The sequence below is a fragment of the Williamsia soli genome, from assembly GCF_017377795.1.
GTDB lineage: Bacteria > Actinomycetota > Actinomycetes > Mycobacteriales > Mycobacteriaceae > Williamsia > Williamsia soli.
In genome coordinates this window covers 972039-984763 of sequence record NZ_JAFRDR010000001.1, presented here as the reverse complement: position 1 = coordinate 984763, position 12725 = coordinate 972039, and the positions used below count along the sequence as shown (strand labels likewise).

The 12725-nt window shown below is 63.7% G+C and carries 16 protein-coding genes; 8 read left to right on the top strand and 8 right to left on the bottom strand.

Annotated features, from left to right (window positions below):
* Positions 1-15 precede the first annotated feature (15 nt).
* Complete coding sequence (locus tag J3S28_RS04400) at positions 16-1386, bottom strand: outer membrane protein assembly factor BamB family protein (RefSeq protein ID WP_207837917.1); 1371 nt, start codon at positions 1384-1386, stop codon at positions 16-18.
* A gap of 2 nt (positions 1387-1388) precedes the next feature.
* Positions 1389-2723 carry a hypothetical protein gene (locus tag J3S28_RS04395; RefSeq protein WP_207837915.1) on the bottom strand — a complete coding sequence of 445 codons (1335 nt, stop codon included), beginning with the start codon at positions 2721-2723 and terminating at the stop codon, positions 1389-1391.
* 211 nt (positions 2724-2934) lie between these two features.
* Between J3S28_RS04395 and J3S28_RS04390 the strand changes: the two genes are divergently transcribed.
* Positions 2935-3147 carry a hypothetical protein gene (locus J3S28_RS04390; protein ID WP_207838224.1) on the top strand — a complete coding sequence of 71 codons (213 nt, stop codon included), beginning with the start codon at positions 2935-2937 and terminating at the stop codon, positions 3145-3147.
* A 19-nt stretch (positions 3148-3166) separates the two neighbouring features.
* Here the strand turns inward: J3S28_RS04390 and J3S28_RS04385 are convergent, their stop codons facing one another.
* Entirely contained in the window at positions 3167-4447 is a 1281-nt protein-coding gene (locus J3S28_RS04385) for a hypothetical protein (RefSeq protein WP_207837913.1), read from the bottom strand.
* 119 nt (positions 4448-4566) lie between these two features.
* Between J3S28_RS04385 and J3S28_RS04380 the strand changes: the two genes are divergently transcribed.
* The 4 genes from J3S28_RS04380 (at position 4567) to J3S28_RS04370 (ending at position 6976) form a co-directional block, all read left to right on the top strand.
* Complete coding sequence (locus J3S28_RS04380; RefSeq protein WP_207837911.1) at positions 4567-5595, top strand: hypothetical protein; 1029 nt, start codon at positions 4567-4569, stop codon at positions 5593-5595.
* Complete coding sequence (locus J3S28_RS04375; protein WP_207837908.1) at positions 5568-5984, top strand: hypothetical protein; 417 nt, start codon at positions 5568-5570, stop codon at positions 5982-5984. The genes J3S28_RS04380 and J3S28_RS04375 overlap by 28 nt, the downstream gene beginning before the upstream one ends.
* Before the next feature lie 20 nt (positions 5985-6004).
* Positions 6005-6097 carry a DUF6924 domain-containing protein gene (locus tag J3S28_RS28870; RefSeq protein WP_372435930.1) on the top strand — a complete coding sequence of 31 codons (93 nt, stop codon included), beginning with the start codon at positions 6005-6007 and terminating at the stop codon, positions 6095-6097.
* Positions 6098-6505: 408 nt separating this feature from the next.
* Positions 6506-6976, top strand: coding sequence for a hypothetical protein (locus J3S28_RS04370; RefSeq protein ID WP_207837906.1), 471 nt, complete (start codon positions 6506-6508; stop codon positions 6974-6976).
* A gap of 67 nt (positions 6977-7043) precedes the next feature.
* Here J3S28_RS04370 and J3S28_RS04365 read toward each other — a convergent pair whose 3' ends face one another.
* From J3S28_RS04365 to J3S28_RS04345, 5 genes are all read right to left on the bottom strand, one after another.
* A complete protein-coding gene (locus J3S28_RS04365) occupies positions 7044-7904 on the bottom strand; it encodes a hypothetical protein (RefSeq protein WP_207837903.1) in 861 nt (286 codons plus the stop codon).
* Positions 7905-8049: 145 nt separating this feature from the next.
* On the bottom strand, positions 8050-8292 hold the full coding sequence (locus tag J3S28_RS04360) for a hypothetical protein (protein WP_207837899.1): 243 nt from the start codon (positions 8290-8292) through the stop codon (positions 8050-8052).
* 20 nt (positions 8293-8312) lie between these two features.
* The gene (locus J3S28_RS04355; RefSeq protein WP_207837897.1) at positions 8313-8474 is read right to left on the bottom strand and encodes a hypothetical protein; all 162 of its coding nucleotides are present in this window, start codon (positions 8472-8474) and stop codon (positions 8313-8315) included.
* 158 nt (positions 8475-8632) lie between these two features.
* Complete coding sequence (locus tag J3S28_RS04350) at positions 8633-9070, bottom strand: Hsp20/alpha crystallin family protein (RefSeq protein WP_207837895.1); 438 nt, start codon at positions 9068-9070, stop codon at positions 8633-8635.
* 174 nt (positions 9071-9244) lie between these two features.
* Positions 9245-9571, bottom strand: a complete 327-nt coding sequence (locus J3S28_RS04345) for a hypothetical protein (RefSeq protein WP_207837893.1) — start codon at positions 9569-9571, stop codon at positions 9245-9247.
* Between the two features lie 142 nt (positions 9572-9713).
* On the opposite strand from J3S28_RS04345, the gene J3S28_RS04340 reads away from it, so the two are divergent.
* From J3S28_RS04340 to J3S28_RS04330, 3 genes are read left to right on the top strand one after another with little or no spacing between them, the layout of a single operon-like run.
* On the top strand, positions 9714-10367 hold the full coding sequence (locus J3S28_RS04340; protein WP_207837891.1) for a helix-turn-helix transcriptional regulator: 654 nt from the start codon (positions 9714-9716) through the stop codon (positions 10365-10367).
* Complete coding sequence (locus J3S28_RS04335; RefSeq protein ID WP_237340947.1) at positions 10364-11599, top strand: sensor histidine kinase; 1236 nt, start codon at positions 10364-10366, stop codon at positions 11597-11599. The genes J3S28_RS04340 and J3S28_RS04335 overlap by 4 nt, the downstream gene beginning before the upstream one ends.
* Positions 11596-12672 (top strand): DUF8320 family protein, encoded by a 1077-nt coding sequence (locus J3S28_RS04330; RefSeq protein ID WP_207837889.1) that lies wholly within the window; start codon positions 11596-11598, stop codon positions 12670-12672. The genes J3S28_RS04335 and J3S28_RS04330 overlap by 4 nt, the downstream gene beginning before the upstream one ends.
* Positions 12673-12725: the final 53 nt, after the last annotated feature.

The following is a 12725-nucleotide window of genomic DNA, read 5'->3' as shown; positions in this document are numbered from 1 at the left end:
CGCAGATCCGGGTGGTCACAGCGGCGCCAGACCGATCATCCGGCGATCCGAGGAGTAGATCCACCCGTCGCCATACCGCTGCGCCGCTCTACCGGTGGCGAAGGTCTCGGGATCGCTGTCGATCGAGACGAACGGAGCTGTCCAGACCACCGAGCCGGTCCTGACGTCGAACGCCGTCAAAGCGGTTCCGTCATTACCGAGGACCACGCGGTCGCCGGGACCTGTCACATCGAACGTTTGCACCGTATCGGTGTGCCACAACTGTTTCCCGGTGTGCAGGTCGATGCCTGTCTCACTTTCGTTGTTCGTGTCTCGAAGGTAAATCGTGTCGCCAACAATGGCCGTCACAGCTCCTTGCGTGCCGGTGACGATGCCGGGATTGGTCCACAGCAGGTCGCCGTTACTGCGGTCGTACGCCGAATCCCCCAGCAGGATGGGCTCACCGGCATTATCATGGTGTTCGAGCATCGGCATCTGCGCGGTTGCACTGTCCGTCGTGGTCAGCACCTTGCCGTCCGGGCCTCGGAGAAGCTGCCCGGACACGGAGTCGTAAGACTCGCAGTCGCTATTGATCTGCGCCACAACGCCACCAGGTTCCAGACTCGCCTGCGACACACAAACACCGTCGCCGGTCGTCCACAGCGGAGTCCCCGACTCGGCATCGAACTGCGTCATCTCATTGCCGATTCGCACGAGTCCTACCCCATCGGTCACGGTCAGGACGTCGATGCCGTACAGGTCTTCGTAATAGCCTCCGATGTCGACCCGCTGCGACCAGTTCGCGGAAATGTCGTCGAAGGTCCCCGAATGCACGCGCACATCGCTGCCCTCGAGACTTTCCTCGAGACTGCCTTCGGCGATGTACAGCGCGTCGGAGGTGGTCGTGAGGCCGTATAGTGATTCAGGGACGGTCCGCCTCTCGGACACGCCGGAATCGATGTCATAGGTGACGATCTCGCTCATTGCAAAGCAGTAGATCTTTCCGCCAAGCGGGGTGTCGCTGCATCCGAGGAGATCGTGGGCGGGTGCCTGCCAGCGTGCGGTCCCGTCCTTTGCATCGACGCTGATCATGACAGGCTTGTCCAAGGCGAGCCCCTCGGTCGGACTACCAGCGATGGTGAGGAACGTGTCGCCGGTCAGAATGAAGCCGGGCTCACCGGAGTTGAACGATGAACCCAACCGTGGGTCGGTCAGACCGGCGAACGGACGATCGAGGTACTCGGCGGGATCGAACGACCACGCGAGCCCCGGTGTTTCCTCAGAGGTCCCGGTGATCTTCTTGACCGACGTCGGGTTGCGGTCTGCCAGCACGATCGCAGCTGCGGAGACCGTCACCACCGCAACCACCGTAGCGGCGACCAGGGCCCAGGTGCTCTTACCGGGCACGTCTACAACTCCAATCCGGGTGTGAGCGCTATGGATTCGAGCTGGGGCAGCGGCAGGGCCTCGTCCGGGGACGGCGCAGTCGAACTCACCGAGATCTGGGTCCCTGCAGGTCGTGTCACGACGACGGAGTTGATCGCCTCACTGGTGTAGTCGTCGGGATTCGTCATCGACCTGCCACCGGAGAAGGAGACGTCTGTCTGCACCACCGTCCCGTCGGCGAGTGTTCGCAGCGTCTTTCGGCTTCCGGCGCCCTGGACCGGGCGTTCCTCCACCGGAAGCTGCCTGCCACCGACGATCGAGATGTCCAGCGCTGCGGTCGGTGTCACGTTCGGAGTGCCGGTACACAGAAGTGCCTCGGAATAGCTGCCCAACCGCAGCGGCGGCAGTTTCGCACCGCCCAGGTCGATGGACGCGAGGGCCGTGTCGAGCTTGCGCGCCTGCTCGCGGGTCACAGCTGGACCGGAGTCGTCGAACGGATCGCCCTCACAGCCTGCTGTCGGCGCGGGTGTGCCAGGAGGCGCGGGGGTGCTGACGCGAAGCCGCGGGTCGACGACGATGCGCACCAGGTCGTCGACCGACACCGGGATCGTGCCGCTGTTCTCATCCCCCGCCGTCCCAGACGCGTCGCTGGCCTGTGCGCTGATCCGCGACCCGTCAGGCACATAAGCGGTCGCCGACCTGCTCAGGGTGCGCACCCCGTCCGTCTCTCGCCAGGTGTCCTGGACGTCGACCAGGACACCATCGGGCAGGGTGCGCCGCTCGTCCAGAGCTCCTGCCACACAGGGCGGAATCGGTCTCGACGACTGCGCGACGCTGACGTTCAGGCCCCCCTTGGCGTCGCCCTTGACGACTGAACCACCTGCGGACGTATACCCGTCCGGCGGATCCAGCGTGGACTCACCAAGGTCGGTGATGGGTTGGAAGATCAAGGACTGCTCCGGGCTTGCGAACTCGATCTCCGCTCTGGGCGGCAACAACTCGGCTACGGCGTTCGACATCTCCGTCGCTTTGGGGCCGTTGAACCAGGGAAACTTCGGGTTGTCGTAGCTCTCTTCCACCATGGAGGTGAATGCGGTGTACACCGGTTCCTCGGGCGGCTCCACCGTGCCGCACCCAGGTATCGGTGCATCCAGGTCGACGGGTTCTTCGACGACTTCGGGCATCTCAGGCACCGCGGGGTCAGGTTCTTGGGAGGACGGCGTAGGCGCGGTCGTCAGCTCTGGGTCGGCCCGGGGTAGCAGTAGTCCGACAATGACGATCACCAGCGCCACGACAGAAATCAAAATCAGCGCATACGTCCATATCCGCTTTGTGTGCGACGAAACCCCGTCGTCCATTCTTCTCCCCCGATAGTGGCCGCTCCGGGAGACATGTCGTTGACGTCGTCATGTCCGTTACGGTCAGCCCTTTGGGAAGGCTACTGAACTCGAGGTGAATAACCGGCTCTTCGCAGAAATTGCAGCACGTGGGAGCAATTGAATCAGAGAGCATTCCGCGGCAGCCGGCGTCAGCAGAGCGAAGATTAACGAGCGCCGGTATATTCATTCCGTGACTTTCACTGGCAGCACACCCCCCGGTTCGTCGGCCCGCGCTGGATTAGCATGGTTTTGCGTCGCAGCCGGCATCGCGTTGACCGCCCTCGCCGTCTACGACCTCGCGAACGGCGAACGCAACCCGAGTCTGTGGGTCGCAGTCATCTGCTGGCCGCTCGTCGCGATCGCTGGGGGCCTGCAGCTCATTCGTATCCGGGGCCAGAACTGACTTCTCGGCTCGCAGCATTCTAGGGCCGTGACGGCTCCACGTCGGCTACTGGTTGGCGTCGGGTGACGATGACGATCGCAGCGGCGCACGCAACGATCGTGACCACCGACAAGATCAGTTGTGCGGTGCTCGGTGCGTAACTGTCGAAACCCGATTCGCGCGAGCCACCGTACGCCACCCACCCGAACGTGATGCCGGTGACCGCATACAGCGTTGCCGGTGACGTGACCGCCACGGTGCTGAGAACGACGGTCGTGGGCAGACAGGCTACGACGAGATGGCCTGCTGCCGCCGGGACCACAAAAGCGGCGATGATTCCGATTACCTTCCAGGGTGATTCATCGCTGACGTTCACCAGCGTGCACACCAGCAGCACGCCGACCGCGACCAAGGGATGCGGCGCGCGGCGTCCCGTCCATATCCCGCCGATGATCAAGACGACGAACACCACGAGCACGGGCCACGATCCCTGCCAGTTGGGCACGGTGGCCGCCGCGGCCACGGTCGCGAGCACAGCGGCCAGGACCACGCCGTCCCGGCCAGGCAGCCACAACACGCCACCAACGACGAGCGGTATCAGCAGGATTCCGAACCACCATGTGCTGGTACCGAGATCCGCGTCGTCGGCGAGGACCTCAGTCGAGATAAACCACCACCACAGCAGCACCGACGCAACCGGTATCGCGACCCCCAGCGCCAATGCGCGGCCTGTACGTACCCCGATAGCGCGTGAGTCAGCGCCAGGACTTCTCGAAGCCGTGAACCAGGACCCAGCAAGCAACACGAGGGCGACGGAGGCACCGATCACGAGGGGCCAGTCCGCAGGGGTGGCGTCCGGGACGTAGTCGCCGGCGTACCCGGCCCGCGGACGGTATTGATCAATCGGAATGGCCAGGAATGCACCGGCCAGCGCTCCTCCGATGAGCGAGGCCTGCAAGGCACTTCGGTCCATCCCGTTGGCGGCCACAGATCCCACCGCCGCGACCACCAATCCGGTGGCCACCGCGAGGCCATAACTCGACCAAGACGCGGCGGTGTCGATCACAGCTATCGCACCGAGCATCACAAAGCCGGCGCCGCCGAGTGAGAAAGCGATGCCACGATCGCGCACTGCAGCGCTGACAACCACAGCGATCACTGCGGCCAGCGCGGCGCACGCCGTGTCGCCTTCGATCAATGCCCGCCACGGATCCTCGAGGTCGAAGAGAAAGCTACCGCCACCGAGTCGCGTCCGAAGTACGACCACGGCAACGAATCCGCCGACCGCTACGGCGGCCGGCGCCACCAGTTGCTTCACCATGGACGCAGTCTCGCAGACAATGCGACGTGACGGATCTACACCTACGCGGGATCGGTTGATTCCGAGAGGTTTCCGATCGACTGCCACTACGACCGCGCAACGTGTGGCACCGTTGGTTCATGACTGCGTGGATCGAGGTGCTCAAGACAATGGTCGACGGACCGCACGCGCCCATTCAGGGAGTCATCTCCCGATCAGGACAGGTCGAGGGCGGCCTCTATGGTCACATGGGCGACATCGCACCCGTCTACGTAGCGGGGGTCGACGATCTACAAGTATGGCGAGATGGGCCGAAAGTCCGGGTGGAGACGGTGGCCGGCGATTTGGTCGCGATGACCGATGGCGAGACGGTGTGGCGGTTTGCCCGTCATGAGGAACTGCCGCTGCGAGGCGCAGCTCGGGAAATGTCATTCATCGGGCCAGGGAAAGAGCTGCTCGTCACGCGCTCGGCCGGAGAGTGGGTGGGCGGCCGCTGGACGACGCCGACAGGACCGATCAGAGACATCGAGTATCTGGGCCGCACGTGTTGGTCGGTGGAACTCGCCCCGCCCCGCGACAAGGCGCCCTACGCCAGGCAATTGACCGTGGACCAACGCACGGGCGCGGTCCTGCAACAGCGCGTCGACGCTGCCGGAACCGCCGTCAGCTTCATCGAATTCACCGCCGGCATTCCGATCGACCCGGCGATGTTCGTCTGGACCGGCGCAATCAGGACGTCTGAGTCCCTCCGGCGGGGTGACTTCCACTCTGTGCAAACGCCGAGCGTCGGCATACGTAAAGACCAGCAGCACGATTGGTTCCGTGAGCACGTCACCGATCTCGATCTCGCGGTCCCGGTCACCCTCGACCTGAACATGCACCTGCTCCGCTCACACGAGGACGACGGATCGTTCGATGCCGCCATCGGCGAGTGGCCACTGGGGCGCCTGGCCCGGCGACCACGCTCGACCGAAGAATGGTTTCTCGGATGGGACATCCCCGTCGTCCACGCCTGGACGGCAGGGGATTTCGACTGGGCCGTCGGCATCTTCCTCGGCGATCTGAACGCCGAATCCCTGGGCTTGTTGCAACAATTGCTGCACCCGGACGAGCCCGCGGGCGGAACCCCTCCCCTTGCGCCGTGGAACGACGAGACCGGGTCGCGCTGATCCGGCAACCCTCGCACGTACCCGACGCTCGACGTGACCCGCCGCGGACGGTGCCGGCCGGCACCTGCGATGCTGCAGTCATGTCGGTGACCATGTCCGGGGCTCGCCCCACGTCGCGCCGGCGAGGCCGCCGAAGGTTGTTGTTCTCAGTTCTTGTCGGAGTCGTCGTCGCCGTAACCGGGTGCCAGAGCAGCGAAGGTTCTTCGGCGCAACCTTCGGCTAGGGAACTCGGTTCCGACGAATCCCTCATCATCCGAACAGATTTCCGCGATGACGCACTCTGGGGACGGGTACTCGCCGAAGCGATGAGGCCGATAGTCGCCAGTACCGAGGGCGACGAATACGTGGCAGTGCCGACTACGGCACCCGAGGACTCGTCGTCCGAGTGATCCCTTCTGAAGTCGCATCGATGGAAGCGAATCTATCGATCGGGAACACGGGTCTTATCGACTACTCCGACTCCGCAGACCGCCACGGAATCTTCCGGGGCTTTCAGCAATAGCCGGAGTCAATCCAGTTAATGCAGTTGATCTGCGGTGGAAGCGGGACACCCCGCTGGCCAAACGACCAAAGCGACGCGGCCGGCGGGGCTCAGCGTCACGCAGAGATGATCAGATCAGACCGAGGTCTGAAAGAAATTTGTAGAGCTGATAGATGCCAATAATTGTTCCGACTGATCCCACTGTGAATCCCCGATTCCTTTTGTGGTTGCGCGGCAATTACCTACGCGCACAAACTTTATCTCGCTGCGACCGAAACACGGACCTACATGTGGCGCGGTTCACTGGGTCCAATCCGACATCAACCCGCTCAGCCCGTCGAGCGCGTAGTTCTCGCGGCATCGCCCGGGACGCCTTCGCAGGAACTACACGCTCGACCGTGAGTTGGCGGCAGATGACACCCTTGAGCCATGTGGTCCTTCCCCGAGCCCGGATACGAGCAGGTGCTGTTGGCCTCCTGGACCTCGGGCACGTCCGTCCAGGTGGCGTCGTCGGATTTGCCCGACCCGTGGCTCAACGCACTGCACCGACTCGGCCGGGATCTGCACGTGCGCCACTACGCGGGCACCATCGATCGGATCGACTGGGTCGCCCAGTACGACGCCCTCAACGGCGGCGTGATGCTGCTCAGCAGCGTCACGGCAGCGGGTCGCGGACCTGACGGGTTCGGAATGAGCGGCGGCGTACCCCAGTTCGACGACGACGAGGAGACGATCCTCGCGTGTATTGCCGACCTCGTTCAGGACCAGGTGGCCCGTTCCCATGTGGCCTGGCCATGGCGCGACGGCGGCGGTTTCATGTCGGCGGAACTGCATGAGGGTCGTGCGGTGTGGACGGACAACGGTCGGCGCATCGCGATCGGCACGTTGTCGTCGAAGTGACGAGTCAGCACCGATGAGTGCGACAGCATTTATCGTTGACGACTGAACGAGGGTTGGCACGCCGCCATCATTGATCGACGGCCGGATGTTCTGTGTGCTGGCGCAGTTCGGCCAGCTCGCGCCGGATCTTGTCCACCTCGGCACCACCGAAGCGCCGGACCTGCATGGCGAGGACAGCGTCGGCGCCGGTCTCGCTCACGCCGAGGAGGTCGACGACCGCCGTCCTTGCCTGCTGGTGGTCAGCAGTCCCGGCGACGGCGCTCAGCACATCCTGCGGCCGTTCGAGGGCATCGACCAGTGCGCTGAGAATCTCAATTCGGTTAGCAGCCTGGGCTCGCGGATCTTTTCTATCGAAGTCTGCGTTGGAGATCTGGCCGTCCCAGGTGAACCGTTCACTGTCGATCTGGTCGTGAACCGCCAGGTTGGTGACCTCCAGAAGGCCACCGTTCGGGGTACGCAGCAGCACAAGGATCCCGGTGTCGTCGTCAAAAGCGAGTTCGATGGTGTCGTCGCCTTTGGGGGTCACCAGCTCTGTGGACCACGCTGCCCGACCGTACTTCTCGACGGATTCGGCCTCGTGGGTCACCTTCGTGCGAGTACTCATCTTTCTCAAGAGCGAGTCCTCACCCAGGAGATCGAGAGGACTGAACATGGACCCCACCCATGCCATCCGCATGCGGCCGGCAGGTTGACGCTGCAACTGTCCGTCGATGAGGACGAGTGCCGATTGATCGTCCGCCGCTAGGTAGACCACCTCGCCGTCACGTTCGATGCGCCATTGCCCACCTCCGCCGTGCCAGAACTCGAAGAGCTCGTCGAAGGGTTCGTCCTGCCTGTTCTTGCCGGAGACACGCAACGACCCCGACACCGACAGGGCACTCGCAGCGATATTGCGCCCGACCAATTCCACCCACGATGGTGTTCTCATCGGCTCAGGATACGAGCCGTTCGGCAGCGGCTGATCAATGTCCAGCCGCAATCTGCTCCACTTGTAGAAATCTGCTCCACTTCCAGTGTTCTGGAAGTGGAGCGGATTCACGAAAGTGGAGCGGGTGACCGCAATTCGTCTATCTTCACCGCCTCCTGGACCACAGGTCGATGGCTACCAATCCGATCGAACCGAGCGTCGAACAAGTCGCCACCGCTACCGCCGACCCGAGGACGAGGCTGGCGGAGGCAATGGCCACGATGACCCAGCTCGGAATGGCAATCGCGAACAGCACAGCCGCCGCGGTCAGCAACCGGTCGGCCGCGACAGCGCGCCGTGCGCGTTCGGTCCACCGCGACAACGTCGAGCGATGCAGGTCAGAAGTCATGTCCAGCACAACCATTTGAGTCAACGTGGCACGCCGAAGATCAACGCCGCGGCGAACGTGCCGAATACAGCCACGAGAGTGAGCCAACCCCACCATCCGGGGCTGGGCTCGTCGTCGCGGAGCCGCGCATCACTGCGAGTGACCGGCGAGGTCCAGGTCATTGTGGAGGGATAGTAGGGCATGGTTGTCTCCTCTCTGATTGTCAGCAACAGCTCGCGTCGAACAACGGCGACGTGGAACCTGATATTCCGGACTCATCGAAAAGTGGTGTCGCCCAGATATACCTGGGCGACACCACGTTGACGGACCGGTCCGTGAGGGCTTCTCGATGGCGCGGTGATCAGCCGGAGGAAGCCTCGATGGACTGCTGATGGTCGGAATGTTGGATCTCGACGCGGCGTGGCTTGGCCTTCTCCGCGATCGGGATCGTAACCGACAGAACACCGTTGTCGTAGCGCGCGGTGATGCCGGCCGCATCGATTCCCTCGCCGAGGGACAACTGCCGACGATAACTTCCGAAGGGCCGTTCGTTCGTCAGCCACTGGACGCCGTCTTCCGAGCGGGCAGTGCGCTGCGCCGACAGGGTCAGCACCCCGTTGTCCACGCTGACGTCCACCGATCCCGGATCGACGCCGGGTAGATCAGCGGTCAGCAGATAGTGACCATCGAGTTTGCACAGGTCCATCGGCATGAACCGCGGAGTTCGAGACGATCCCGCCGAGTGCAGCAACCCGCGGGTCAACGCATCCACATCACCGAAAGGATCAAAACGAAGCACAGCAACCCACCTCCTACGTCACTCGCTGCCCGCCACCGGTTGGCGGGCGACCAATCACTGTGCACCACATTTTTAGCACTCTCACCCCCCGAGTGCCAACACATTCTGAGAGAAAAATTTCCTCCGGACCTACTGCCGCAGAGCAGTATTCATCGACGTTCGACGACGACCCAGCTACACCTGCGGCGGGATATCTCGCTGCGACAGCCGCACGCGACTCGGCGGGAGGACACCAGGCAGAAAGTAGTAGCCCTCGGGTGATTGCGTCAGATCGTCGGCCTCGACGCCATGGACCTCCCACACATCGACGTCGCCACCGGTGTTGTTCATCCGCACGAACCAGTCCCGCTCCCACTCATTGCCGGCGAGGAAGCAACCCTGTTGCTCGGGTTCTCGGCTTCCCGCGATACCTGGCGCTGCACCCATGCGGCTCCAGTCCAGCCCGTACCGCGAGATGGAGGCACGATTCAAAACCGAAGACACGTGGTAGCGGATGGACATTGCCGAAGACTAGGACCCGGCCCGCCACACGTCGAGCCATTTACGGCGACCGACTCCACGATCTACTTCATTTGATTTGACGAAGATACGAATTGAACTGCGATAGGGGATGATCTCTGGGAGTCGAAAGAAGGGCCGATGAATGAATACCGCGAGGAAAGTCGGGGTCGTCGAGGATCACTCATCTGTGGTGCTGGGCCTCAAGGCAATGCTGGCCGATGATTCCCGTGTCGAGGTCGCGGGTTCCGCGGGCACGGTCACCGGCCTGCTCGATCAAGGTCTCGACCTCGACCTCGTCCTGCTCGACCTGAGACTGTCGGACGGATCCTCCCCTACCGCCAACGTCGAACAGCTACGCGCTGCGGGCCTCGAAACGCTGGTCTTCACCGGAGCCGAGAACCCGTACCTCGTTCGACAAGCCGCGAAGGCCGGCGTGCTGGGTGTCGTACGTAAATCGGAACCGACAGACGTCGTCGTCGCAGCCATCGTCGCAGCCGCGCAAGGACGTCAGGTGGTGACCACCGAGTGGGCCGCAGCGATCGACGGCGATCCAGGGCTGGCCGATGTCGACCTGAGTCCCCGTCAACGAGACGTGCTTGCTTTGTACGCGTCCGGCGAGAAGGCCGACCGCGTGGCACGGATGACCGGCCTGTCGCCGAACACCGTCAACGACTACCTCGCCCGGATCCGGATGAAATACGCCGACGCCGGCCGCCCCGCCGGCTCAAAGGTGGAGTTGTATCAGCGGGCCGTCGAAGACGGACTCCTCCCGATGCCTGAGCACCCCGGTCGATGAGCGTTCGCTCACCGCGGAGAACTGCTTCGGCCCTGACGCCACGACGTGGCAGTCGCCTCGACGCCGACACGGGCGAGAACGAGGATCGCGTCGTCCGAATGCTCGCCCGCTTGGTGAGCGTCGGTTATGTCGCCTACCTCGCATTGCTGACACCTGCGATCATCGCCGAATCGGCACACATGGATCCGTGGTGGCCGCCAATCACTGTCGCCACGGTGTTCGGGTTGGGATTACTGCCGGGGATGGCGTCATTCCGATCCGACACGCGGCTGGTGCGGGCGACCGCGGCGGCCGCTGCGGTGGCTTTTCTGATCGCCGCAGCCACGTGGGGGACGGCATGGAACGGCCCTGACCTCGACCCCGGCGACGCCTTTTGGCTCGCGGCTTTCCCGGGTTTGGCGAGTCTGGCCGCGCTCATCGCCTGGCCACTCTCGCTGGCCGCCGCCTACCTGGTTCTGGTCTGCGGAGCGACATCGGTGATCGTCACCGCCGCTCGCGGAGGTTGGGCGCTCTCCCTGCTACCCTCCCAAATCGCGTTCGGAATCATGTTCTGCGCGCTGTACTTCGGTGCTGCAGCGATGGCAATCCGGACCGTGAGACTGCTCGACACGACCAAGGAGACGACCTATCGGGCCGCAGCGGCTGCCGCCGCGCAACGGGCTCAGACGGTTGAACGCGAGCGTATCGACGCGCTGATACATGACAACGTCCTCTCGACCTTCCTCGCTGCCGGCCGTGGTCAGCCACAGACCGTCGTGGGTCCGCTCGCCGCATCGACCTTGGCCGAACTCGACGCCCTGCAGTCACGCGTCGGACCGGACGAACTGTTCTCGTGGGAACAAGCCGTCACACACCTTCGGAACTCGGCCGCCGAGGCCGACAACCGAGCGACGTTCATCGTCTCTCATCGCGATGCCGCGCATCCCGATGAACTTCCGGCCGACGACATTCGCACCGTGGGGTCCGCGTTGTCCGAGGCTTTGCGCAACAGTCGGCGACACGCCGGCATCGACGCCCGCAGCTCGGTCACCGTGCGGCTGACCGACGCCCTTCTCAGCGTCGATGTGATCGACGACGGCGCCGGATTCGACCCCTCGGCCCTGCCTCCGCACCGACTGGGAATCGCCGTCAGCATCGTCGGCCGAATGAGGAGCCTTCCCGGAGGCTCTGCTTCTGTGCACAGCCGTCGGGGCTCGGGCACCCGGATTCACCTCGAATGGTCGCTCAGGTGAGCGCGCAGGAAACCCACGACATTCGCGAACTCTTGGGTTCGCGAACGACGGTCGCCCTGATCACCACAGGCGCATTCATCGCCACGTATGGGCTCGTCGCAGTGACCACCAGCCCACCTGGAAGCTTCTGGCACGAGTTTGCAGCGTGGCTCATCATCAGCCTGGCGGCCGTCACCCTCGTCACGGCACAAGGTGACCCGCTACCCACTCCGCCAGCCATTCTGTTGGCCGGGTCCGGCGTGGTGGCAGCGAATCTGGTCTTCCTCGTCATCGATCCACCGGTTGCCGGCCTGCAACTGTGGCCACTGACAGCAGCTACCGCCGTCTACACGTACATGTTTGTCCGCGGTCGCGCATTGTGGGGCTGGATCGGCATGATCGGCGTTGTGTCCAGCTGCATGCTGTGGGCCGAGCGAAACGGCCTGGGGTATCTCATCGGTCTGCAAACATCGATGGTCAACCTCGCGCCGGTAGTGATGGCGACGTTCTTTGTGTGGCGGATACGGCCCGCCGTTCGCCAGATCTTCGAGCTCCGCGAACAGGCCACGCTTCGGGTCGCTGCCGAGGCTGCAGACAAGGCGGTGCTCGAAGAACGCAACCGCAGGTTGATCCAACTGGACGACCTCGCCCGCCCCCTTCTCGAGCGCTTGGCCGGAAGTGATCCTCTCACCGAAGAAGATCGGCTCACAGCCAGGCTCCTCGAAGCACACCTCCGCGATACGTTGCGGGCACCGGCGCTGGCCACACCTGCCATCAGCGCCGCCATCAACGCAACCCGTTCCCGCGGTGTCGAAGTGGTGATGCTCGACGACAGCGGGCTCGACCACAAACCTGACTCAGTCCGAAAACGCCTGTTGGACAGCGTCCGCGACGCCCTCGACGGTGCCGATACCGGGACTCTGACGATTCGCGTTCTGCCACCGCACCGCGACGCACTGCTCACAATTCTGCACAGCACCCCGGAAAGCGTCACTCGTCTCGAATTCGGGCACGACGGTAATCTGATGGAACCCCCACCGAGCGAGCCGACAACGTCGCCGAGCGTGCCTCTGTCGACACCGAGTGAGCCTTAGATCCAGCACCGCAGCGCTTCCGGCGGTAACTACGGCACGGTCGGCGGTTGTTA

What these genes read in the sequence shown, in the direction of transcription:
- J3S28_RS04395 (WP_207837915.1), bottom strand. Translation starts at nt 2,723, where the DNA reads ATGGACGACGGGGTTTCGTCGCACACAAAGCGGATATGGACGTATGCG.
- J3S28_RS04385 (WP_207837913.1), bottom strand. Translation starts at nt 4,447, where the DNA reads ATGGTGAAGCAACTGGTGGCGCCGGCCGCCGTAGCGGTCGGCGGATTC.
- J3S28_RS04380 (WP_207837911.1), top strand. Translation starts at nt 4,567, where the DNA reads ATGACTGCGTGGATCGAGGTGCTCAAGACAATGGTCGACGGACCGCAC.
- J3S28_RS28870 (WP_372435930.1), top strand. Translation starts at nt 6,005, where the DNA reads ATGGAAGCGAATCTATCGATCGGGAACACGGGTCTTATCGACTACTCC.
- J3S28_RS04370 (WP_207837906.1), top strand. Translation starts at nt 6,506, where the DNA reads ATGTGGTCCTTCCCCGAGCCCGGATACGAGCAGGTGCTGTTGGCCTCC.
- J3S28_RS04365 (WP_207837903.1), bottom strand. Translation starts at nt 7,904, where the DNA reads ATGAGAACACCATCGTGGGTGGAATTGGTCGGGCGCAATATCGCTGCG.
- J3S28_RS04360 (WP_207837899.1), bottom strand. Translation starts at nt 8,292, where the DNA reads ATGACTTCTGACCTGCATCGCTCGACGTTGTCGCGGTGGACCGAACGC.
- J3S28_RS04355 (WP_207837897.1), bottom strand. Translation starts at nt 8,474, where the DNA reads ATGCCCTACTATCCCTCCACAATGACCTGGACCTCGCCGGTCACTCGC.
- J3S28_RS04345 (WP_207837893.1), bottom strand. Translation starts at nt 9,571, where the DNA reads ATGTCCATCCGCTACCACGTGTCTTCGGTTTTGAATCGTGCCTCCATC.
- J3S28_RS04340 (WP_207837891.1), top strand. Translation starts at nt 9,714, where the DNA reads ATGAATACCGCGAGGAAAGTCGGGGTCGTCGAGGATCACTCATCTGTG.
- J3S28_RS04335 (WP_237340947.1), top strand. Translation starts at nt 10,364, where the DNA reads ATGAGCGTTCGCTCACCGCGGAGAACTGCTTCGGCCCTGACGCCACGA.